Source organism: Comamonas composti DSM 21721, assembly GCF_000429845.1.
Lineage (GTDB): Bacteria > Pseudomonadota > Gammaproteobacteria > Burkholderiales > Burkholderiaceae_C > Comamonas > Comamonas composti.
Map to the genome: position 1 here is coordinate 90,389 of NZ_AUCQ01000016.1, position 22,058 is coordinate 112,446.

Below are 22,058 nucleotides of genomic sequence, written 5' to 3' on the forward strand. Positions count from 1 at the left end.
TCCTCATGATCACTGAGCTGGAATTCAAAAGCCTTGCCGCTCAGGGCTATAACCGCATTCCCTTGTTGGCCGAAGCCTTTGCCGACCTCGAAACTCCGCTTTCGCTCTACCTCAAGCTGGCTCATGCCGGCGGGGACGGCAAGCACAGCTTTCTGCTGGAGTCCGTCGTCGGTGGTGAGCGCTTTGGCCGCTACAGCTTCATCGGCCTGCCGGCCCGAACCTTGTTGCGCGCCAGCGGTTTTGGTGATGAAGCGACGACCGAAGTCGTGACGAATGATCAGGTTGTCGAGACTGCCAAGGGCAACCCTCTGGACTTTATCGCCGCCTATCAAAAGCGCTTCAAGGTCGCCCTCTCGCCTGGGCTGCCGCGCTTTTGTGGAGGACTGGCTGGCTACTTTGGCTATGACGCCGTGCGCTACATAGAAAAGAAGCTGGAGGACTCCTGCCCGCCCGACAGTCTGGGCTGTCCCGACATCCTGCTGCTGCAATGCGAGGAAGTGGCTGTCATCGACAATCTATCGGGCAAGCTCTATCTGATCGTCTATGCCAACCCTGACGAGGCCGAGGCCTATGCGCGGGCCAAGAAGCGCCTGCGCCAGCTCAAGGAGCAATTGCGTTACTCGGTGAGTGCACCCCAGATCAAGGCCGGCGAGAGCCATCCGGCCCAGCGCAGCTTTTCCAAGGACGACTATCTTGCGGTCGTGCAAAAGGCCAAGGAGCTGATTGCTGCAGGCGACTTCATGCAGGTGCAGGTGGGCCAGCGCATACACAAGCGCTTTACCGCGTCGCCTCTGTCGCTGTACCGGGCGTTGCGCTCGCTCAACCCCAGCCCCTACATGTATTACTACCACCTGGGAGACTTCCATGTGGTGGGCGCCAGCCCCGAGATCCTGGTCCGCCAAGAGAGCACCCCCGAAGGGCAGAAAGTCACCATCCGGCCGCTGGCGGGTACGCGCGCTCGCGGCGCCACCCCCGAAGCGGACAAGGCCACGGAGCAGGAGCTGGTTGCCGACCCCAAGGAACGCGCAGAACATGTGATGCTCATCGACCTGGCGCGCAATGACATAGGCCGGATTGCCGAAACAGGCTCGGTGCATGTCACCGAGGCCTTTGCCGTGGAGCGCTACAGCCACGTCATGCACATCGTGAGCAACGTGGAGGGCATCTTGCGCTCCGGCATGGACAACATGGACGTCTTCAAGGCGACTTTTCCGGCGGGTACGCTCACGGGTGCTCCCAAGGTCCATGCCATGGAGGTGATCGATCAGCTCGAGCCCACCAAGCGCGGAATTTATGGCGGCGCCTGCGGCTACCTGAGCTTTGCGGGAGACATGGATCTGGCCATAGCGATTCGCACGGGCGTGATCAAGGATCAGACGCTGTATGTCCAGGCGGCCGCCGGCGTGGTCGCTGATTCCGTGCCTGAGCTTGAGTGGAAGGAAACCGAGCACAAGGCCCGTGCCTTGCTGCGAGCGGCTGAGCTCGTAGAGGAGGGCCTGGAGTGAGCGAGCCAGAGACCTCCCGGGCCATAGACCGGGTCCTGCACTGTGAGGGCATGCAGGATGTTCGCAGCCAGATCGATGCCCTGGATGATGTGCTGGTGCCCTTGCTTGTCACCCGCGTGGGCTATATGCAACAGGCTGCGCGCATCAAGGCCGATGCCAGCCAGGTGCGCGACGAGGCCCGTATCGAGGCCATCGTCGCCCGGGTGCGCGAGCGCACCCAGAGGGAAGGCGGCGTGCCCGATCTCATGGAGGCTGTGTACCGCCAGCTCATGGAAGAGTGCATTGCCTACGAGCACCGCGAGTTTGCGCGCTTGCGTGGTCTGGCTCCGGTGCCTGCCGAAAAAAACCGCTAGTCATTGATCGGTCGAAGCTCCGGAAGCTCTGCCGCCCTCGGGGCGGCAGAGCTTCCCTGGCCGCGTCTGGCTGATTGTGTGCATGGAAACCTGGTTGACCATTTGCAGCACTTCTGAAGATACGCCTGGCGGCATCCATGTTATTTTGATTCCTCTGGTGGAGATCATTGCCTCATCCAGGATTTTTGCCTGGCTGCAGTAGCTCTGTGTCGATGGCTTTGATCCGCCAGCGCAAGCACTCATACGCCGTCGCCGTGCCTGTCTGCGACAAAGTACCTCTTCGTTGAACACAAGCAGCATGTGTCGGCGGCTTTTATTCAAGGCCCGGTCTTTGTTTAGGAATGTTCATATGCCTCAATCCTCTCTGCTGACAGCCTCTCTGCTCGAACGCCTTGGCGTGCCTCTTTCCGCCGTTTCGGGTGGCTTGCTGCGCGTTGCCTCGCCCATCGATGGTGTCGAAATCGGCCGCGTTCCGGAGCTGACGGCAGCCGAGGTGGCGGCCAGAATCCAGCGTGCCCAATCTGCGTTTGTGGTTTGGCGCAAGGTGCCTGCGCCTCGTCGTGGCGAGCTCATCCGTCTGCTTGGTGAAGAGCTGCGAGCCAACAAGGAAGATCTGGGGCGGCTGGTGTCCCTGGAGACTGGAAAAATCCTCTCCGAAGGGCTGGGGGAAGTCCAGGAGATGATCGATATCTGCGATTTTGCGTTGGGCCTGTCGCGCCAGCTCTATGGTCTGACCATTGCCAGCGAACGGCCAGGCCACAGGATGATGGAGACTTGGCACCCCCTGGGCGTGGTGGGTGTCATCAGCGCTTTCAACTTCCCGGTTGCGGTCTGGGCCTGGAACTTTGCTCTGGCCATAGTTTGCGGCAACGCCGTCGTGTGGAAGCCCTCCGAGAAAACACCACTGACTGCGCTGGCGGCCCAGGCGCTTTTCACACGGGCAGCCAAGCGCTTTGGCGAAACCCCTGAGGGCTTGTCACAAGTCCTGATCGGCGGGCGCGAAGTGGGAGAGGCCTTGGTGGACAGTCCCGATGTGCCCTTGATCTCTGCCACAGGCAGCACACGCATGGGGCGTGAAGTCGGCCCGCGTGTGGCACGCCGTTTCGGCCGATCGCTGCTGGAGCTTGGCGGCAATAACGCTGTGATCGTCGCGCCTTCGGCCGATCTCGACCTGGCTGTGCGCGGCATTTTGTTTGCGGCGGCGGGAACGGCTGGCCAGCGGTGTACGACCACGCGGCGCCTCATCGTCCATGCAAGCCTGCGCGAGACGCTGCTCCAGCGCCTGAAGAAAGCCTATGCGGCGCTGCCCATCGGCAATCCGCTGGAGGCTGGCACCCTGGTCGGACCCCTGATCGATGCGGCCAGCTATCAGACCATGCAAAAGGCCTTGGCCTCGGCCAAGGCCGAAGGCGGGGCGGTCTTCGGCGGCGAGCGTGTGCTGGAGCAGACCTGCCCTGACGCCTACTATGTGCGCCCGGCGATCGTGGAGATGCCCGCGCAAACCGAAACCGTCTGCCACGAGACCTTTGCGCCAATTCTTTACGTGCTGAGCTATGACTCGTTCGATGAGGCCTTGCAACTGCACAACGCCGTCCCTCAAGGCCTGTCTTCAGCCATCTTCAGCAACGACGTGCGTGAGACCGAGGCCTTCCTGTCTGCAGATGGCTCGGACTGCGGCATTGCGAATGTGAATATAGGCACATCGGGTGCAGAGATCGGTGGTGCCTTTGGCGGTGAAAAAGAGACGGGTGGCGGCAGGGAGTCGGGCTCGGACGCCTGGAAGGCCTATATGCGCCGGGCCACAAACACCATCAACTATTCGCGTGAACTACCGCTGGCCCAGGGCGTACGCTTCGAGGCCTGAGACCGTGCACACGCTTTGAGTGTTTGTTTTTGAGCGTTTGTTCGATGCCGCCTGCGGGGGGGCTGCGAGGCTCAAGCCTTGCGATCTATGCGCACGGCAAGAACCACGGATGTGGTGGTCTTGCTCACGCCTTCGATTTCCCCGATTTCGTCGAGCAAGGCATCGAGCCGGGGCATGGTGTCCGCGCAGAGCTGGGCCAGGTAGTCGAACTCTCCACTCACCGAGCACAGATGGCGCAGCTCGGGAATGCTGGCCAGGCGTCGCACCACATCTCGGCCAGCCTTCGGGCTGGTCGTAATCCCGACATAGGCGTGAACGCCCTGGTCGCCCTGGTCCTGGCGCAGACGTGCGGTATAGCCCACGATCACGCCCTCTCGTTCCAGCCGGTTCAGCCTTGCCAGCACCGTCGTGCGTGCCACATCCAGCTTGCGCGCAAGATTGGCCGTGCTCTCGCGGGCATTGGCCTGCAGCAAAGCGATGAGGTCTCGGTCAAGCTGGTCTTTGACGATCGCGGGAAGAGGTGGTTTGCCAGAGCTTGAAGGCATGAAATGACGATTTGTATTTTGAGCTCGTCAGAGTGTCATTCCAAAGCCATTATTCGTCAAACTCTCGCTATCTTTCGTTTGATGCGCTCCCTAGACTTGGTGCCTCTACAAGTCATTTGAAACCAGGAGATCCTTATGCGAATCGTATTGCTGGGAGCAGGACATATCGGGCAGCTCATCACTCGCTTGCTCAGTGAAAGCGGCGACTACCAGGTCACCGTGCTGGACAAGAACCAGGCTGCGCTGGGCAAGCTCCAAGGCTCCAAGGTCAAGACCGCACAGGTCGACACTGGCGATGCACAAGCCTTGCTTGCGGCACTGAAAGGCCATGATGCGGTGATCAATGCATTGCCGCACCACCTGACCACGCTGGCCGCAACCCAGGCGCACAAGGCCGGGTGCCACTATTTCGACCTGACCGAGGACGTGGCTGCTGCGCGCACGATCAAGGAATTGGCCAGGCATTCGCAGACGGCCTTCATGCCTCAATGCGGCCTGGCTCCAGGGTTCATCGGCATTGTTGCGCACCATTTGGCCCAGCAGTTCGACCAGGTGCACGACGTGAAGATGCGTGTCGGCGCCTTGCCCGTGTTTCCCACGAACTCGCTCAAATACAACCTGACCTGGAGCGTGGACGGCCTGATCAACGAGTACTGCCATCCTTGCGAGTCCGTGCACGATGGCCAGCGTGTGGAGGTCATGGCGCTTGAGGGCCTGGAGCACTTCTCGCTCGACGGGGTTGAGTACGAGGCCTTCAATACCTCGGGCGGTCTGGGCACGTTGTGTGAAACCTGGGATGGCAAGCTGCGCTCCATCGACTACAAGACCGTGCGCTACCCCGGTCATCGCGATCTGATGTGGGTTCTCCTCGAAGAGCTGCAGATGAAGAATGACCAGGAAACGCTCAAGAGCATCTTGCGCAAGTCCGTACCTTTGACCATGCAGGATGTGGTGCTGGTGTTCGTCACTGTCAGCGGCATGCGCGGGGGGCAGCTGGTGCAGGAAGTGTTTGCGCGCAAGATCTTTGCCGATCGCAGTGAGGGCAATCCGCTTTCGGCCATTCAGATCACCACGGCGGCTGGCATCTGCACGGCCGTGGACCTGTTCCGTGAGGGCAAGCTTCCGCAAAAGGGCTTTGTGCGCCAGGAGCAAGTGGCCTTACCCGATTTCTTGAACAACCGCTTTGGATCTGCGTACCAGCAGTCCCGCAAGATCGAATCCATCAGCTGAGCTTGAAGGGTCGCCAGGAGGCGACCCTATCCATGGTGCCGAGCGGATGGCCGGCTACTTCAATTGCAGCAGTGCATGGCTGGCGGCGATCCACTCCTCGTTCGTGGGCTCCACACCTACGGTGACGGCGCTGCCGGGTGTCGAAATCACGGCCGCGTTGTCCGCGTTCGCCTGGGGGCTCAGGCCCATGCCCAGATAGGCGAGGTCGGCGCAGACGCGGCTGCGTATTTCGGCACTGTGCTCGCCCACTCCGGCCGTGAACACCAGCAGGTCCAGCCCTCCGAGCACGGCAACCAGGGCGCCGATCTCGCGCACGATGCGGCGCACATACAGTGCCAGTGCATCGCGCGCGCGCTCGGCCTGCTCGTCGCTGCCGCCCTCCAGCGGCAGCAGCACACGAGGCTCCGAGGAGGTGCCCGATACGCCGAGCAGGCCAGACTCATGGTAGAGCGTGTGGCCTACCTGCTCGAGGCTGAGCTTTTCTATCTCCATCAGATAGATCACCGCGCCTGGGTCCAGGGCGCCGCTGCGCGTGCCCATCATCAGGCCATCGAGCGCGGAAAAGCCCATGGTCGTGGCCACGCTTTGCAAGCCCTGCATGGCGCAGAGGCTGGCGCCGCTGCCCAGGTGGGCGACGATGACACGTCCGCGTGCGAGGTCGCCATGGCGCTCCGGCAAGGCCTGGGCCATGTACTCATAGGAGAGGCCATGAAATCCATAGCGACGCAGACCGCGCTCCCAGGCCGCGTGGGGCAGGGGCAGCATTTTCTCGACCTTGGGCAAGGTGTGATGGAAAGCCGTGTCGAAGCACGCCACCTGCAGTAGCTCGGGGCGCTCGCGCAGCAGGATCTCCATGGCCTCGATGGCGAAGGGCTGGTGCAAGGGCGCGAGAGGAATCAGGTTCTTGAGGTCGAGAATCACCTGTGCATCCACGCGCACGGGCTCGAAGTACTGGTTGCCCCCATGAACCACGCGATGGGCGATGGCCACGACCTGGCCGCCATCCAGACGCGCGAGCACGCGCTCCCGAATCAGCTGCAGCGCAGACAGATAGGGCGCTTGGCTATCAAGTTCTATAGCAAAAGGCGGTACGCCCGTTTCGCCGAAATCCGGTCTGGGGCCACCTATGCCCTGCACCTTGCCGTTCCACAGGGGCTTGCGCTGCAAGGGCCGCTGGCCGGCATCGAATACGGCGAACTTGATGCTCGAGGAGCCGCAGTTGAGCACCAGAATCAGTTGGCGATGAGATGAGGTCATGTTCGTGCTTGCATTCATGGAGGGGTGGTGCGGTAGCGGTGGGCCAGCAGCAGTGCAATCGCACATGAGGCCATGCGCGATGCATGGCTGTCGGCGCGGCTGGTCAGGATGATCGGGACCTTGGTTCCCATGACGATGCCGGCGCTGGCTGCCTCGCCCATGTACATCAACTGCTTGGCTAGCATGTTGCCGCTTTCGAGATCGGGCACGACCAGGATGTCGGCCTGGCCTGCCACGGGCGACTCTATGCCCTTGGTGCGTGCGGCAGCCATGGAGACGGCGTTGTCGAAGGCCAGAGGGCCATCGAGCACGCCGCCCGTGATCTGGCCCCGGTCGGCCATCTTGCAAAGTGCCGCCGCGTCCAGCGTGGCCGGCATGTTGGGGCTGACCGTCTCGACGGCGGCCAGGATCGCGACCTTGGGCTCGGGCACGCCTATGGCATGTGCAAGGGCGATGGCGTTGCGCACGATGTCGGCCTTTTGCGGCAGGTCGGGCGCGAGATTGATGGCCGCGTCGGTGACGATGAAGGGACGCGGATAGTGGGGGGTGTGGAGCACGAAGCAGTGGCTGACGCGGGTCTTGGTGCGCAGGCCCGAGGCCGAGCTCACCACGGCCGCCATGAGCTCGTCGGTGTGCAGGCTGCCCTTCATCAGGGCTTCGACCTCGCCGCAGGCGGCCATGGCCGCCGCACGCTGTGCAGCCGCATGGCTGTGGGGAACATCCTCGATGGTCAGGCCGGAAAGATCCCAGCCATGCTCAGCGGCCACGGCCTCCAGTCGCACACGAGGAGCGACCAGCACGGGATCGATCAGCCCTGCGCGGCGCGCATCCAGCGCGGCCGAGAGACTGGCCTCATCGCAGGAGTGCACCACGGCGACGCGTATGGCCGCAAGCGGCTTCACATGGGCCAGCAGGCGGGCCAGCCCTTCTCCCGATCCTGGCTGCAGGCGGATCTCTGGCAGGCTGGTGCGCTGGCGCTCTATGCGGGCGTCCAGAGCCTGCACCACCACCTGGCCTTGCAGCACCTGCTGGCCATTTTGGTTGTGGGCGGACAGGGCCAGCGTGACCTGGCGCAAGGCCTCGTCCTTGGCTTCGACCCGGGCTTGAAGGTCCAGCAGATCGCCGATGCTCAAAGGCGAGAGAAAGTGCAGCGCCTGACGGACCAGGCCCGTGCCTGGTCCAGGCAGGCGTGTGCCCAGCAGGGAGGCCAGCAGCACGGTGCTCCACATGCCATGGGCGATGAGCTGGGCATCGCCCTCGTCGCCAGGGGCCAGAGGCTGGGCCGGGTCGGCGGCGCAGGTCTCGGACAGGGCGGCGAACAGTTGCAGGTCCTGCATGGCCAGCCTGCGCTCTAGGCGGGCGCTGTCGCCAATATTCAGCTCGTCGAAGCTGCGGTTATGCAGCAACCCGAGCTCTTGCGATGGGGTGGTGTTCATGGCGTTCGTCTCAGTGTCAAGGCAGGAGAGGGGAAAGAACGTGCCGGCGATCCCAGCGCTGGCGCAATACCGGGGGAGGTCACCAGCACGCTCTGAAGGCTTGGACCCGCCAACACAACCCTTGATGCGTCGTTGCTTCGCCTTGTCGTACTTTTGTACTGCCTGCGGCTTCGCACCTCGTCTCCAACGCAAACCTGCGGTTTGCTGGGTTGTGTTAGCTGCTCTTAACGTTCTTAGCGTTTTCTGGGCGTGCCGGACGCCGCGCGCTTGGAGGCTGCGGGCTTGACAGCCGGTGCTGGCGAACTGGCAGGGCTGGGCGTGCTCGCGGGCGGACTGTCTTGCGGCAAGGCCTGGGAGAACAGGCCCAGGATCTGATCCAGGCGCTCCAGCTCTTCGGCCGTCAAGGCATTGCCTTGCACGGCCAGCGAGCGTATGGAGTCCATGGCCCAGCGCACGTCCTCCGGGGGCGTTGCCGTCAGCAGGTCGGGAATGGCCGCCAGGGCTGCCTGGGGCTCGCGCTGCACCAGCAAGGCCTGTTTTCGCACCAGGTGGCGAAATCCGACCATGTCGGGAGGTGTCTTGCCAGCCAGGCGCTGCTGCAAGACCTGCCAGAAGTGGTGGAAGTGGCGTTCGTCGGCCTTTCCGCGCACATGCAGCACATACACCAGGGCGCGCAGTATGGCCTCGTACAGACCGCCCTGCTTCACGCTGTCGTGCAGCTCGGCCAGTTCGCGACGCATGTACTCGCGGTGCTCGGGCGAATCGCCGGGATGGGCGCGCGCAGGCCCCTGATCGCTGCGGCTCTGGCCTGCCTGGGCCTGCACCAGGGGCGAGCCGTAGATGGCGTCGAACATCTGCGCCTGCATGGCGTCGCGCTGATCGCGAAAGCCATCCAGCCACTGCACCACGGTGCGGGACACCATTTCCTGCCATTGCAAGAACGGGTTGCCTTCATCCACGGGCTGGCGCTGCTCGCGCGCCTGTTCGGCCAGGGCCTTGACGGCGGGCGCCAGGGGGTGGGCGTCGGACCACCACTCATAGCCTATGCGCAGCGGCTGCATGGCCTGCAGCCAGCGCGCGGTTTGCGGCGTGGACAGCGCGCGCACCCAGGGCTGCCAGGTGTTGCGGTAGAGCGCCAGGTTGATTTCGGAAACCCGGGCGGCGGCCGCGAAGCGACGTTCGCTCTGCGGGTCGGGCTGAACAATGTCGCGCACTTCGGCCAGGCCGCTGCGGCGTATCGTCATCAGATAATCGGCGTCCGTGACGTCCCGGGCCGGAACGTCGGCCGGCCGGTCCTGCACCTCGGCGCGATAAATGCCCGCAGGCAGCAGGTCGATGACGTCGATATGGGCCGCGAATTCGCGGTGCTCCTTGCGGCCGACGCTGCTGGAGACAAAGATTCCCAGGTGGCCGATGCTGTCGTGCGTGGCAAAGACGATGGTCTGATCGTGGGCCACGATGTCCTCCTCGTCGCGGTACAGGTCGGTGATCCAGCCCAGGGCCTGGCCCGGCGGCGTGATGTTGTCGCCATAGGAGCAGAACACCACGATGGGCGAGCGTATGTTGCGCAGATCGATGCGCACGCCGTCCGAGGTCGTCAGCTCGGCCGTGGCCAGGCGATTGCCGATGAACAGGTTGTCCACGATGTACTGCATCTCTTCGCCTTCGAGAAACACATGGCCGCCCCAGTATTTCTCAAAGCCCAGATAGCGCGGACCTTCGGTGTCCACCTTGGCGTAGAGCTGGTATTGCTTGCTCCACAGCGTGTTCGCCGGGTCCAGGTTCTCGAAGTTCTGTACCAGCCAGGCACCGTCGAAGCGACCCGCGCCCATGTCGCTGGTGAGTGCCGTCATCCAGCTGCCGCCCATGAGGCCGCCGCCATAGCGCATGGGGTTGCTGCCGGCCCAGTAGGACAGCGGCGTGCCGGCCACGATGATGGGGCCGAACAGCTCGGGCCAGACAGCTGCCGTCATGAGGATCTGCCAGCCAGCCTGGCAGTTGCCGATGACGGCCGGCTTGCCCAGGCTCTGTGGGTGCAGTTCGGCCACCTTGCGCACGAACTCGGCCTCGGCGCGCATCACGTCCTCGATGGTCTGGCCGGGGATGGGGTCGGGCAGAAAGCCCACGAAATAACAGGGGTGGCCGGCCTTGAGCGCCGCGCCGATCTCGCTGTCGGGCTTGAAGCCGCCGATTCCCGGGCCGTGTCCGGCGCGAGGGTCGACGACGATGAAGGGGCGCTTGCCGGGATCTTCCGGGGTATCGGGCAGGGGCTGGATGCGCACCAGGCCATAGTTCACGGGCCTGGGCAGATCCAGGCCGGTCATCACCAGGTCGGCGCCAAAGTTCAAGACGTTGGGGGCTTCCTCGGCCAGGTGCTCACGGTACTGGTTGCCGCGCTGGCGGCGTATGTCGGCATACAGCAGCGCGCGTTGCCAGGCATCGGTCGCATATTGCGCAGCCGCCTGGGTGAATTGCAGTGGCAGGCCGAGGCTTGCGGCCGTGCTTTTGTGGTCCTCTTTCATGGAGTCCATTCCTTTCCCGACACTGGTTTCTCATCGCAGTGGCCGCTGGCCGGACATGCGGCGACTGGCTGCGATAGCAGCCCCGGACCGGGGTTTGCAAGACCTGGTCCGGGGCGATGGCATGGCATCAATACATGTGCTGGCCGCCGTTCATGGACAGGTTGCTGCCTGTCATGAAGGCGGCGGCATCGCTGGCGACAAAGTTCACCAGCGCCGCAACTTCCTCGGGCCGCCCCAGCCGGCCCACAGGAATGCCGGCAATGATCTGCTCGCGCACATTCTCTGGCACGGCCATGACCATTTGCGTGGCCAGATAGCCTGGAGACACGGTGTTGACCGTAATCCCCTTGCGGGCCACTTCCAGGGCCAGGGCCTTGGTAAAGCCATGCACACCGGCCTTGGCTGCCGAGTAGTTGGTCTGGCCGAACTGGCCCTTGCTGCCGTTGATGGAGGCGATGTTGATCACCCGGCCCCAACTGCGCTCAAGCATGCCGTCGAGGAAAGTCTTGGTGACGTTGAACATGGAGTCCAGGTTCACGCGCAGCACGGCATCCCAGTTGTCCTTGCTGAGTTTGCGCAGCGTCGCGTCGCGTGTGATGCCCGCGTTGTTGACCACGATGTCCACGGCATGGCCGTCGGCCTGGATCTGCCGGGCCATGGCCTCGCAGGAGGCATAGCTGGCAACGTCCACGCCATAGCTGGCAAAGCGGTAGCCGGCCTCGGACTGCTGGGCAAGCCAGGCCTTGGCCGCGTCCTCGCCGCGCGAGTGCGTGACCAGCACCCGGTGACCGGCATCGTGCAGTGCGCGGGCAATGGCTTCGCCCAGGCCGCCCATGCCTCCCGTGATCAAGGCCGTGCGTTGCTCAGGCTGCATGATGTTCTGCCTTTTCCTCTTCGGCGGCAGCGGCCTTGCCCGAGGCGGGCAGGATGGAGGCCCAGATGCCCATCAGATTCTTCAGCGGCTCGCCCGTGCTGTCGGCACCAAAGGCCTGGCTTACATGGGCCTGCCATTGCTGCAAGGCTTGCTGCAGGGCTTGCGCATGTGTGGACTGGCCGCTGAAGGCGGACTGGGCCATGTTCTGCACCTGGTTGGCCTGCTGAGTGATCTGGCGCCAGAAGGATTGGGTGGACAGGGCCGCAAGCTGTTGCCAGTTGCCCGCCTGCTGCAGGCTCTCGATCTCGTCGCAGGTACTGGAAAGGCAGCCAGGGCCGGTCAGCGTGGCCTGCTCCAGCCACTGCTTGGCGTTTTCCTGCGCGAGGCGGGCCATGCGCAGTTGCAGCTCCAGCTGGGCCTTGAAAAGATGGAACGGAAGGGTGTCAGCACTCATGTCAATCTCCTAATAAGGGCTGCCCGCAGGCAGCGGGTCGTCAAGCCATTTGGCTGATGGTTTTGCGAAAACGGGTCAGGGCAAAGGTGAACAGCGCACCGCCGATGACGGCCAGGGCCAGAAAGGGTTTCCAGACTACGTCCAGACCTGCGCCCCGGTAAAGAATGGCCTGGGACAGCTCCACGAAATGCGTGGTCGGCGCGGCCAGCATGAGGTTTTGCACCAGCTCCGGCATGCTCTCGCGCGGCGTCATGGCGCCGGACAGCAGTTGCAGCGGCACCAGCACCAGCACCATGAGCATGCCGAACTGGGGCATGTTGCGTGCCAGCGTGGCCAGATAAATGCCCAGCGAGGTGGTGGCGAAAAGGCACAGCGCAGCGCCGGTCACGAACAGCAGCAGCGAGCCTTCGATGGGCACGCCCAGCAGCCCGCGCACGATGAGGTTGAGCGAGGCAAAGGCCGTGACCAGGACCACCAGGCCCATGGACCAGACCTTGGCCAGCATGATCTCCGTGGGCGTGACCGGCATGACCAGCAAATGCTCGACCGTGCCATGCTCGCGCTCGCGGATCAGGGCTGCGCCGGTGAGGATGATGGACAGCATGGTCACATTGTTGATGATGCGCATCAGCCCGCCGAACCAGGTCTTGTCCAGCGTGGGGTTGAAGCGCGCGCGCAGCGCCAGGTCCACGGGCATGGCCGTGGCACCGCGTTCGCGGCGCACGAACTCGTTAACCTCCGAGGAGACGATCTGCTGCACATAGTTGTTGCCTGTAAAGGCCTGACTCATGCGCGTGGCATCCACGTTCAGCTGCAGCTCGGGCGCACGCCCTGCAAGCACGTCGCGCTGGAAGTTGGGCGGGATATTGAGCACGAAGGTGTAATTGCCGGCATCCATGCCCTGGTCCATCTGCGCGAGCTCGATCATAGCCGGATGGGTGAACTGGGGCGGGTAGAAGGCCGAGCCGATGCGCTGGGACAGCGGCGAGCCGTCCTCGTCGACGATGGCAATGGGCGCGTTGTGCAGGGTCTCGGGCATGGCCGTGGCCGCGGTGTAGATGGACACCGTGAACACGTAGACGATGAGCAGCAGCAAAACGGGGTCGCGCCACAGGCTCCAAAGCTCTTTGACGCCCAGGCGATAGATGTTGGCTAGATGGCGGGTGCGCATGTCAGCTCTCTTGTTTTTTGGTCAGGGCAATCGCCGTTCCAAGAATGACGGGCACGGACAGCAGCAGCGGCCAGAACGATGCGGCCAGCTCCTTGATTCCCAGGGCCTTGCTGAACACGCCCCGGCTGATGGCAATCATGTGGCTGGCCGGATAGGTCTGGCCCACGATGCGGCCCATGCCTTCGAGCGAGGACACGGGGTCGACCAGGCCGGCGAACTGCATGGTGGGGATCAGCGTGCCGACCAGGACCAGGAACATGGAGGCGATCTGGCTGCGCGTGACCGTCGAGGCCAGCAGACCGAAGCCCGTGGAGGCGGTGGTGAAGATCAGCGCCGCCAGCGCCAGCGAGAAGAAGTCGCCGGTGATGGGCACGCCAAAGACCGTGACGGCCAGCAGGCACATGAGGGTGAAGTTCAGCATGGCCAGGGCCACGTAGGGCAGTTGCTTGCCCAGCAGGAACTCGGTGCGGGTGACCGGCGTCACGTACAGGTTGGTGATGGAGCCGCTTTCCTTTTCTCGCACCACGGCCAGGGCCGTGAGCATGGCAGGCAGCATGAGCAGCAGCAGCGGAATGACGGCGGGCACCATGGCCGGCAGGCTGCGCACGTCGGGGTTGTAGCGAAAGCGCGTCTGTATGCCGATCAGCCCCTTGAGCTGAACGCCCAGGCGCTCGCGCGCCTGCTCGGCCAGCCAGTGCTGGTGTATGCCTTGCATATAGCCTTGTATGGTCTCGGCGCGCGTGGGCATGGCGCCGTCGAACCAGGCGGCTACCTGCACGGGGCTGCCGCGCAGCACGTCGCGCGCAAAGCCCGGAGGAATCTCGATGACCAGGGCCAGCTCCCCGCTGCGCATGCGCTGGTCGAGCTGCTCGTAGTCGGTCACGGGCGCATGCTCGATGAAGTAGCGCGAGCCCGAAAGCCCTGTGGCGTAGCTGCGGCTGATCGTGGTCTGGTCGCGGTCCAGCACGGCGAAGCGCAAATCCTCCACGTCCAGGCTGATGCCGTAGCCGACGACGAACATCAGGATCAGCGAGCCCAGCAGCGCCAGCGTGGCCCGCACCGGGTCGCGCTGCAGCTCCAGCGCTTCACGCCAGATGTAGCTGAGCATGCGCTGCAGGCTGAAGCGTTTGTGGTGCGTGCCATGGTTCGAGGTGGCAGCAGCCTGCTCGGCCTGGACGGGCGCCTCGTCGGTCTGGGCCTCTTCGGGGCTGCCTCCGCCGGCTTCGATCAGATAGCCGATGAAGGCCTCTTCCAGCGATGCCGCGCCGCGCTTTTCCACGAGCTTGGCGGGCACATCGCTGTCCAGCACCTTGCCCGCATGCATCATGGACATGCGGTCGCAGCGCTCGGCCTCGTTCATGAAGTGGGTGGAGATGAAGATGGTCACGCGGTCGCGCCGCGACAGCTCCACGAGCAGGCGCCAGAAGGCGTCGCGCGCCACGGGGTCCACGCCCGAGGTGGGCTCGTCCAGAATCAGCAGCTCGGGCTTGTGCACCATGGCCACGGCCAGGGACAGGCGCTGGCGCACGCCCAGGGGCAGGCTGGCCGGCAGGCTGTCGAGCACGGACTGCAGGCCGAAGCGCTCCACCATCTCGGCCACGCGTGTGGGGATCTCGGCCTCGGGCACGCTGAACAGCTGGGCGTGCAGCACCAGGTTCTGGTGCACGGACAGCTCGCTGTACAGGGAGAACGCCTGGGACATGTAGCCCACGCGGCGGCGCGTGTCGATGTCGCGCGGGTCTATGGCCTGGCCGAACAGCCAGGCCTGGCCTTCGCTGGCAGGCAGCAGGCCGGTGAGCATCTTCATGGTTGTGGACTTGCCGCAGCCATTGGAGCCGAGAAAGCCGAAGATCTCGCCTCTGCGTATGCGAAAGCTCACGTGGTCCACGGCCACGAAGTCGCCAAAGCGCATGGTCAGATCGCGCGCTTCGATGGCAATGTCGTCCTTGCCGTCTTCGGGCAGGGGCGGAATCGTCACGGGAGCGTGGTCGCGCTTTTTCTCTTCGGGCAGCAGGTGGATGAAGGCTTCTTCGAGCGAGCGGCTGTGCGTGCGCTCCAGCAGCTCGGCGGGGGTGCCCGTGGCCAGGATGCGGCCCTCGTCCATGGCGACCAGCCAGTCAAAGCGCTGGGCCTCGTCCATGTAGGCCGTGGCCACCAGCACGCTCATGCTGGGGCGCTGGCGGCGTATGCGTGCGATCAGGTCCCAGAACTGGGCGCGTGCCAGCGGGTCCACGCCCGTGGTGGGCTCGTCGAGGATCAGCAGGTCGGGGTCGTGTATGAGTGCGCAACAAAGCCCCAGCTTCTGCTTCATGCCGCCCGAGAGCTTGCCTGCCGGGCGCGACAGAAACGGGCGCAGGCCCGTGGCCTGGGTCAGATCGTCGATGCGCCTGCGCCGCTCGGCTGCGTTGTGGCCGAACAGGCGTGCGAAGAACTGCAGGTTCTCCTCCACCGACAGCGTGGGGTAGAGGTTGCGGCCCAGGCCCTGGGGCATGTAGGCCACGCGCGGGCATACGGCCTCGCGGTGCTTGCGCTCGGCCATGTCGCCGCCCAGCACTTCCACGCGGCCCTGCTGGATTTCGCGTGCACCCGAGATCAGGGCCAGAAGGCTGGATTTGCCCACGCCGTCCGGGCCTATGAGGCCTATCATCAGGCCGGCCGGAATATCCAGATCTATGCCCGCCAGGGCCTGGACCTGGCCGTAGGTCTGGTGCAGGCCCTGCAGGCGGGCGACGAAGCGGTTTTCTTGCAGCGACATGCTAAGACTCATTGCGCGGGCTGGGTCGGCAGCTTCACGCTCAGGTTGTCAGGCCAGGATGCGTTGGCGTCGGTCTTGATCCAGGCCACGCCGGGCACCCCGGTCTTGACCTGCTCCAGGTGCTTTTGCAGCAGTTCCTGGTCGATCTTGGCGCGCACGCGGAACATCAGCTTTTGGCGCTCGCTCGCGGTCTCGACGGTCTTGGGGGTGAACTGGGCCTGGCTGGCCACAAAGGACACCGTGGCCGGAATCACGTACTGGGGCGCGGCGTCGAGCACCAGGCGGACCTCGCTGCCCAGGGCCAGGCGGCCGGCGGCGGTTTCGGGCACGAAAAAGCTCATATAGACATCCGACAGGTCGAGCATGTTGAGCACGCGCCCGCCTGCGCCCAGGACTTCGCCGGGCTGGGCCACGCGCAGTTGCACGCGGCCGTCACGCGGGGCCTTGAGCGCGGCATCGTCGATGTCGGCCTGGATGCGCGCCACGGTTGCCGCCGTGGCCTGGACCTTGGATTGCACGCCCACGAGCTGGGCTTCGGCGGCCTTGACGGCTGCCTCGGCGGCAGCGGCCTGGGCGCGCGTGGCGGCCAGGGCGGCTTCGGTGCCGCGCACGCGGGCGCGGTCATCGTCGAGTTCCTGGGCCGAGGACGCGCCCTCCTTGGACAGGGTCTCGGAGCGCTTGAGCCGGCGCTGGGCTGCGTCCAGTTCGGTTTCGCGCTGCACGATCAGGGCCTGGGCTGCACTCAGGTCGCTGCGGCGCAGTGTGACCTGGGCCTGGGCTGCGACCACACCGTGCTCGGCCTGCTGCTGGCCGGCCCGGGCCTCGTCGTGCTGGGCGCGCAAGGTGTCGATCTGCATGCGGGCCACGTTCTGTCCGGCCTGCACGAAGTCGCCCTCGCGCACCAGGATTTCCTCGATGCGGCCTGGCAGCTTGGTGGCCACGTCGATTTCGGTGGCCTCGATGCGGCCGTTGCCGCTTACAAAGCCCGGGCCCGGGCCTTGGGTGGCAAAGGTTTTCCAGCCCCACCAGGCCACCAGGGCCAGGCCGGCGACGGCGGCGACCGGGACAAGCTTGTTTTTCATAGAAGTGTTCTTGCTCATGGGAAGTCTGGTGTGTTCAGGGGTTGGAAGAGGGCTGGGTGCCGCCGCCCAGGGCGGCGTAAAGCCCGACCTGGCTGGACAGCAGGGCGCGGCGCGCCTGCACCAGTTGCTGCTTGGCGGCCAGCAGGTCGCGCTGGGCGTCCAGCACTTCGAGGTAGGCTGCCGAGCCATGGTCATAGCGCAGCTGGGCCAGGCGCGCGCGCTCGGACTGCGCCTCCACGGCGGTGCGTTGCACGGCGATCTGCTCGGCCATCCAGCGGCGTGCGGAAAGGCCGTCGGCGACTTCGCGGAACGCCGTCTGCACGGTTTTCTCGTACTGGGCTATGGCGCTGTCGCGGCGGATCTCGCCCAGCTCCAGGTTGGCGCGGCGCAGGCCGCCGTCGAAGATGGGCAGGGAGATGGTGGGCATGAAGGCCCAGGCGCGGCTGCCCGAGTCGAACAGGCCGTCGAGCTCGGCACTCGCACTGCCCCAGCGGCCGGTGAGGGCGATGCGCGGGAAAAAGGCTGCACGTGCCGCGCCGATGTTGGCCCGGGCCGCCTGCAGCTGGTGCTCGGCCGCGATGATGTCGGGCCTTGCGGTCAGCAATTGCGAAGGCAGGCCGGGCTGCAACTCGGCCAGGACCAGGGTGTCGTCAAAGGCTGCTGCTGCGGGCAGCGGGCCAGGGTCGGCGCCCACCAGCTGGGCCAGTGCATGCAACTGCTGGGCGCGGCCCAGCTCCAGCTGGGCCAGCAGGGCCTGGGCCTGGGTGAGCAGGGTCTGGATCTGGGTCAACTGCAGCTTGGAGCTGGCGCCCACGGCTTCGCGGCGGCTGAAGATGCGGAACGACTCCTGGCGCGAGTCCAGCGTGTCGCGCGCAATGGCCACGCGTTCGTCGAGCTCGCGCAGGCCCAGGTAGCCGTTCGCGACCTGGGTGATCAGGGCGACCTGCACGGCCTGGTGGCCGGACTCGCTTGCAAGCCAGGTCTGCATGGCCGAGTCCCGGAGGTTGCGCACACGCCCCCACAGGTCCAGCTCCCAACTGCTGAGGCCGACTTCGGCCCGGTATTCGCCGCTGACCACGGAGCGCCTCGTGACGTTGAGGTCGCCGGGCACGCGTGCGCGCCCGCCCTGGCCGCCGATGCCGATGGTCGGGAATTGCTCGGAACGCTGGATCTGGAAGGCCGCGCGGGCTTCCTCGGCGCGCAGGGCTGCGATGCGCAGGTCGCGGTTGTTCTCCAGGGCCGTGGTGATCAGCCGCTGCAGCACGGGGTCGGTGAAGTAGTCGCGCCATACAAGGCCGGGAGCGTTCGCGCCCTGGCCGTCGGCCTGCGGTGCCGCGGCCCAGTTGGCGGGAATCGGCAGCGCAGGTGTTTCATGGGGCGGCGCGAGCGAGGCGCAGCCGCCCAGCAGCGCCGCCAGCATGCCGGAGGCGATGAAGCGGTGCGTGACGGAACTTGGAAAGACTGGGGTCATGGTCGTATGCGGTGCAACTGCGTGCCCTGATGTCTGCTAGTTGAGGATGTGGTAGCCGCCGTCTACATACAGCGTGCTGCCCGAGATGGCGCGCGCGCCGTCGGAGGCCAGAAAGGCGCACAGGGGGCCGACGTCGTCGGGCTGCAGCTCGCCGCCAATCGGCGAACGGCGTGCGCTGTCGGCGACCAGGGCATCGAAGCTGGCGATGCCCGAGGCCGCCCGGGTCTGTATCGGGCCGGGGGAGATGGCGTTCACCCGGATGCGGGCCGGGCCCAGCTCGGCGGCCAGATAGCGCGTGGTGGATTCGAGCGCCGCCTTGACGGGACCCATGATTCCGTAGTTGGGCACGGCGGCGCTCGCGCCCAGATAGCTCAGGGTCATGAGGCTGCCGCCTTCGTGCATCAAGGGCTCGGCCAGGCGGGCCATGCGGATGAAGGAGTGGCAGGACACGTCCATGGCCAGCGCAAAGCCCTGGCGCGAGCTGTCGAGCACGCGGCCATGCAGGTCCTGCCTGGGTGCAAAGGCCACGGCGTGCAGCAGAAAGTCCAGCCGGCCCCACTGGCGGGCGACGGCATCGAACAAGGCCTGCATCTGCGCATCGTCCTGCACGTCCAGCGGCAGGCGCAGCTCGGCCTGCAGTTCATCGAGCAGCGGCTCCACATGGGGGCGGGCTTTCTCGCTCTGCCAGGTCGCGCCCAGCGTGGCGCCTGCAGCGCGCAGGGCCCGGGCGCAGGCCCAGGCGATGCTGTCGCGGTTGGCGATGCCTATGACCAGTCCTTTTTTGCCTGCGAGCATGCTCATCTCACTTCTCCAGGACGTAGGTGCCCGGGGCCTCTCCCACGGGAGCGTAGCCCGAGGCTGGCGCACCCATGGCCGGCGGGGCCTGGAGCGGGGCCGAGCGCGCGCACAGCCATTCATGCCATGCAGGCCACCACGAGCCTGCATGCTCGGTCGCGGATTCGCTCCAGCTCTGGACCGGGCAGTGGCGCCCGCCCGCAGCGCGCGTGGCGATGTGGTAGCTGCGCCGCGGCCGGCCCGGCTCGCTGACGATGCCGGCGTTGTGCCCGCCACGGGTCAGGACAAAGGTGATCTGCGCAGGGCACAGGTGGTGCAGCTTGTAGACCGAGGGCCAGGGCGCGACGTGGTCGGTGGTGGTGCCCACGCAGAACACCGGGGTGCGCACGTCGGTCAGCGACACGGGCTGGTCCTTCACGGGGTAGCGGCCCGCAGCCAGATCGTTGTTCAGATACAGGCGGCGCAGGTACTGGGAGTGCATGCGCGCAGGCATGCGCGTGGCATCGGCGTTCCAGGCCATGAGGTCATTCATGGGCTGGCGTTCGCCGAGCAGGTATTCATTGACCATGCGCGACCACACCAGGTCCCGGGCGCGCAGCAGCGCGAAGGCTGCGGCCATCTGATCGCCGCGCAGATAGCCGGAGTCGGCCATTTGCGCTTCCAGCTGGGCGACCTGGCTGTCGTCGATGAACAGGCTGATCTCGCCGGGCTCGCTGAAGTCGGTCTGGGCCGCGAGCAGGGTCAGCGAGGCCAGGCGTTCGTCGCCGTCCCGCGCCATGGCGGCTGCGCCGATGGAGAGCAGGGTGCCGCCCAGGCAATAGCCTGCGCCATGGATCTTCTGTCCCGGAACAATGGCGCAGATCGCATCCAGCGCGGCCTGCAGGCCCAGCTCCAGATAGTCGTCCATGCCCAGGTCGCGCTCGGACTCGCCGGGGTTCTTCCAGGAGATGCAGAACACCGTATGGCCCTGCTCCACCAGATAGCGGATCAGGGAGTTGTGCTGCGACAGGTCGAGCACGTAGTACTTCATGATCCAGGCGGGGATGAGCAGCAGGGGCTCGGGATGGACCTCGGCCGTGCTCGGGCTGTACTGGATGAGTTCGATCAGGCGGTTGCGCAGCACCACCTTGCCGGGTGTGGCCGCCAGATCGCGTCCCAGCACGAAGTCCTCGGCGCCTGCGGGCGGCTGGCCGGCCATCTGGCGCAGGGCATCGTCCAGCCAGTGCTGCATGCCGCGCAGCAGGTTCTCGCCATTTTCGGCGCGGGTCTTCTCCAGCACTTCGGGGTTGGTGGCCAGCAGATTGCTGGGCGAGAGCATGTCCAGCCACTGGCGTATGCCAAATGCCACCTGGCTCTGGTGCAGCGGCGCGACGCCGCTCACGCCCTGGGTGGCGGCCTCCCACCAGCGCTGCTGCAGGCCAAAACCGTGCTGCATGAGGTTGAACGGCCATTGTTGCCAGGCCGGGGCGGCAAAGCGCCGGTCTTGCGATGCCGGCGTCTGCTGCGGGTTGGGATCGGCGGCAAGCCGGGCCATCTCCAGCATCTGGCTGGCGGCCAGTTGGGCCAGCTCCTGCTGCTTGCCCGGAGAGATGGCCAGGTGGGACAGCCAGTCCATCCAGGCCAGCCTTGTGGACTGCAGGGATGGGGAGGACGAGCAACGCGCCCAGGCTGCCCGCGCCGCAGTATCCATATCCGTGTGACTACTCATGTGCTCCATGCTGCTGCGATGCAACATCGTTTTTGTTTATCTAAATCAATGATTTGACTTCAATACGACTGCTTGTTCGTTTTATTCTAGGCCATTTGCGACCAATTGTTCGTTTTCACCTTGAATGCATGTTGTCAAGTTATCTAAAAGCAACGCGTATTGATCTAGTCGAGACAGCTGCCATTTATTCCTTGACGTTTAAACAAGATTCATATTTGCCCCCGTGCGCTTTGGCGGAAAGCTCGTACCATCCCCAGCCCAGCCGCCAGATGAGGCCCTTGGCGCCTGACAGCCAGGGCCTTGTCAAAGAGCGAGCCGTCCTCGTCTACAGTCACCCGGAGAGGAAAAAAATTGGCCCACGCCCCTGATGCAAAAAAGACCGCGGTAGCCAAGCCGCGGCGCTATCTGTCGTCCTCCGAGCGCAAGCGGGAGATCCTGGATGCCGCCCTGCTGGAGTTCATGCAGGACGGCTATGCGGCCTCCACGGTGGAGCGCATTGCTGCGCGAGCCGGCCTGTCGAAGTCGGGGATTTATGCCCACTACCAGAGCAAGGAGCAGATCTTCGAGGAGCTGCTGACCACGGCCCTGCTGTCGTCCGAGGACTCGTTCGGCCTGTTGCTGTCGCAGACCCAGGGCTCGCTGCACGAGATCGTGGACGCCTATATCGACCAGATCTACAGCCGGCTCGAAAGCCCGCTGGCGGTCTCCACCTTCCAGCTGCTGATCGCCGAAGGCCGGCGTGCGCCCCGCGTCATAGAGCGCTGGAACCAGAGCGTGCTGATGCGCATGAGCACGGATACGCAAAAGCTCGTCGAGCAGTGCGTGGCCAGGGGCATCATGCGCAAAAGCGTTCTGAGCGAGAACTTCTTCGTGATCATTTCGCCGTTCGTGTTCTGGCTGGCCAAGAGCGTGCTGCTGGGCGAGGATGCCGTGGTCTCGCTGAGCCAGGTGCGTGAAATCCACCGGCAGCTGATGCTGGAGATCCTGCTGCCGCGCTGACCGGGCCGCATCCCGTCCGGCGCGCTGCACGGCTGTG

At 65.0% G+C, this 22,058-nt stretch carries 17 protein-coding genes; 5 read left to right on the forward strand and 12 right to left on the reverse strand.

From position 1 onward, the window contains the following. Positions 1–5 precede the first annotated feature (5 nt). The 3 genes from trpE (at position 6) to amaB (ending at position 3,722) form a co-directional block, all read left to right on the forward strand. A complete protein-coding gene (gene trpE, locus G486_RS0111545; RefSeq protein WP_027015677.1) occupies positions 6–1,505 on the forward strand; it encodes an anthranilate synthase component I in 1,500 nt (499 codons plus the stop codon). 50 nt (positions 1,506–1,555) lie between these two features. Next, entirely contained in the window at positions 1,556–1,858 is a 303-nt protein-coding gene (locus tag G486_RS0111550; RefSeq protein ID WP_051303441.1) for a chorismate mutase, read from the forward strand. A 349-nt stretch (positions 1,859–2,207) separates the two neighbouring features. Then, positions 2,208–3,722, forward strand: a complete 1,515-nt coding sequence (gene amaB, locus G486_RS0111560; RefSeq protein WP_156920009.1) for an L-piperidine-6-carboxylate dehydrogenase — start codon at positions 2,208–2,210, stop codon at positions 3,720–3,722. 71 nt (positions 3,723–3,793) lie between these two features. On the opposite strand, the gene G486_RS0111565 is transcribed toward amaB, so the two are convergent. After that, positions 3,794–4,267, reverse strand: coding sequence for an Lrp/AsnC family transcriptional regulator (locus G486_RS0111565; protein WP_034387405.1), 474 nt, complete (start codon positions 4,265–4,267; stop codon positions 3,794–3,796). Between the two features lie 135 nt (positions 4,268–4,402). Here G486_RS0111565 and G486_RS0111570 point away from each other — a divergent pair, with 135 nt between their 5' ends. Further along, positions 4,403–5,497 (forward strand): saccharopine dehydrogenase family protein, encoded by a 1,095-nt coding sequence (locus G486_RS0111570; RefSeq protein WP_027015681.1) that lies wholly within the window; start codon positions 4,403–4,405, stop codon positions 5,495–5,497. A gap of 54 nt (positions 5,498–5,551) precedes the next feature. Here G486_RS0111570 and G486_RS0111575 read toward each other — a convergent pair whose 3' ends face one another. The 11 genes from G486_RS0111575 to G486_RS0111625 all read right to left on the reverse strand — a co-directional run bounded on the left by G486_RS0111575 (position 5,552) and on the right by G486_RS0111625 (position 21,022). Beyond that, positions 5,552–6,754, reverse strand: a complete 1,203-nt coding sequence (locus G486_RS0111575) for an acetate/propionate family kinase (RefSeq protein ID WP_342667341.1) — start codon at positions 6,752–6,754, stop codon at positions 5,552–5,554. Positions 6,755–6,768: 14 nt separating this feature from the next. Then, a complete protein-coding gene (locus tag G486_RS0111580) occupies positions 6,769–8,190 on the reverse strand; it encodes a bifunctional enoyl-CoA hydratase/phosphate acetyltransferase (protein WP_027015683.1) in 1,422 nt (473 codons plus the stop codon). A 233-nt stretch (positions 8,191–8,423) separates the two neighbouring features. After that, the gene (locus tag G486_RS0111585; RefSeq protein ID WP_034387431.1) at positions 8,424–10,712 is read right to left on the reverse strand and encodes a DUF3141 domain-containing protein; all 2,289 of its coding nucleotides are present in this window, start codon (positions 10,710–10,712) and stop codon (positions 8,424–8,426) included. 127 nt (positions 10,713–10,839) lie between these two features. After that, positions 10,840–11,586 (reverse strand): acetoacetyl-CoA reductase, encoded by a 747-nt coding sequence (gene phbB / locus G486_RS0111590; RefSeq protein WP_027015685.1) that lies wholly within the window; start codon positions 11,584–11,586, stop codon positions 10,840–10,842. After that, positions 11,576–12,040, reverse strand: coding sequence for a hypothetical protein (locus G486_RS0111595; RefSeq protein ID WP_027015686.1), 465 nt, complete (start codon positions 12,038–12,040; stop codon positions 11,576–11,578). Before G486_RS0111595 ends, phbB begins: the two co-directional genes overlap by 11 nt. A gap of 40 nt (positions 12,041–12,080) precedes the next feature. Then, on the reverse strand, positions 12,081–13,211 hold the full coding sequence (locus tag G486_RS0111600) for an ABC transporter permease (protein ID WP_027015687.1): 1,131 nt from the start codon (positions 13,209–13,211) through the stop codon (positions 12,081–12,083). A gap of 1 nt (position 13,212) precedes the next feature. Beyond that, positions 13,213–15,966: a ribosome-associated ATPase/putative transporter RbbA gene (gene rbbA, locus G486_RS0111605; protein WP_211233782.1), complete on the reverse strand. Its 2,754-nt coding sequence runs from the start codon at positions 15,964–15,966 to the stop codon at positions 13,213–13,215. Between the two features lie 8 nt (positions 15,967–15,974). After that, the gene (locus G486_RS0111610; protein ID WP_027015689.1) at positions 15,975–17,066 is read right to left on the reverse strand and encodes an HlyD family secretion protein; all 1,092 of its coding nucleotides are present in this window, start codon (positions 17,064–17,066) and stop codon (positions 15,975–15,977) included. A gap of 16 nt (positions 17,067–17,082) precedes the next feature. Continuing rightward, on the reverse strand, positions 17,083–18,519 hold the full coding sequence (locus G486_RS22155) for an efflux transporter outer membrane subunit (protein WP_051303443.1): 1,437 nt from the start codon (positions 18,517–18,519) through the stop codon (positions 17,083–17,085). A 36-nt stretch (positions 18,520–18,555) separates the two neighbouring features. Then, positions 18,556–19,320: an enoyl-ACP reductase FabI gene (fabI, locus tag G486_RS0111620; protein WP_027015690.1), complete on the reverse strand. Its 765-nt coding sequence runs from the start codon at positions 19,318–19,320 to the stop codon at positions 18,556–18,558. Position 19,321: 1 nt separating this feature from the next. Next, positions 19,322–21,022, reverse strand: a complete 1,701-nt coding sequence (locus G486_RS0111625; RefSeq protein ID WP_027015691.1) for a PHA/PHB synthase family protein — start codon at positions 21,020–21,022, stop codon at positions 19,322–19,324. Between the two features lie 351 nt (positions 21,023–21,373). On the opposite strand from G486_RS0111625, the gene G486_RS0111630 reads away from it, so the two are divergent. Beyond that, positions 21,374–22,021, forward strand: a complete 648-nt coding sequence (locus G486_RS0111630; RefSeq protein ID WP_027015692.1) for a TetR/AcrR family transcriptional regulator — start codon at positions 21,374–21,376, stop codon at positions 22,019–22,021. Positions 22,022–22,058 lie beyond the last annotated feature (37 nt).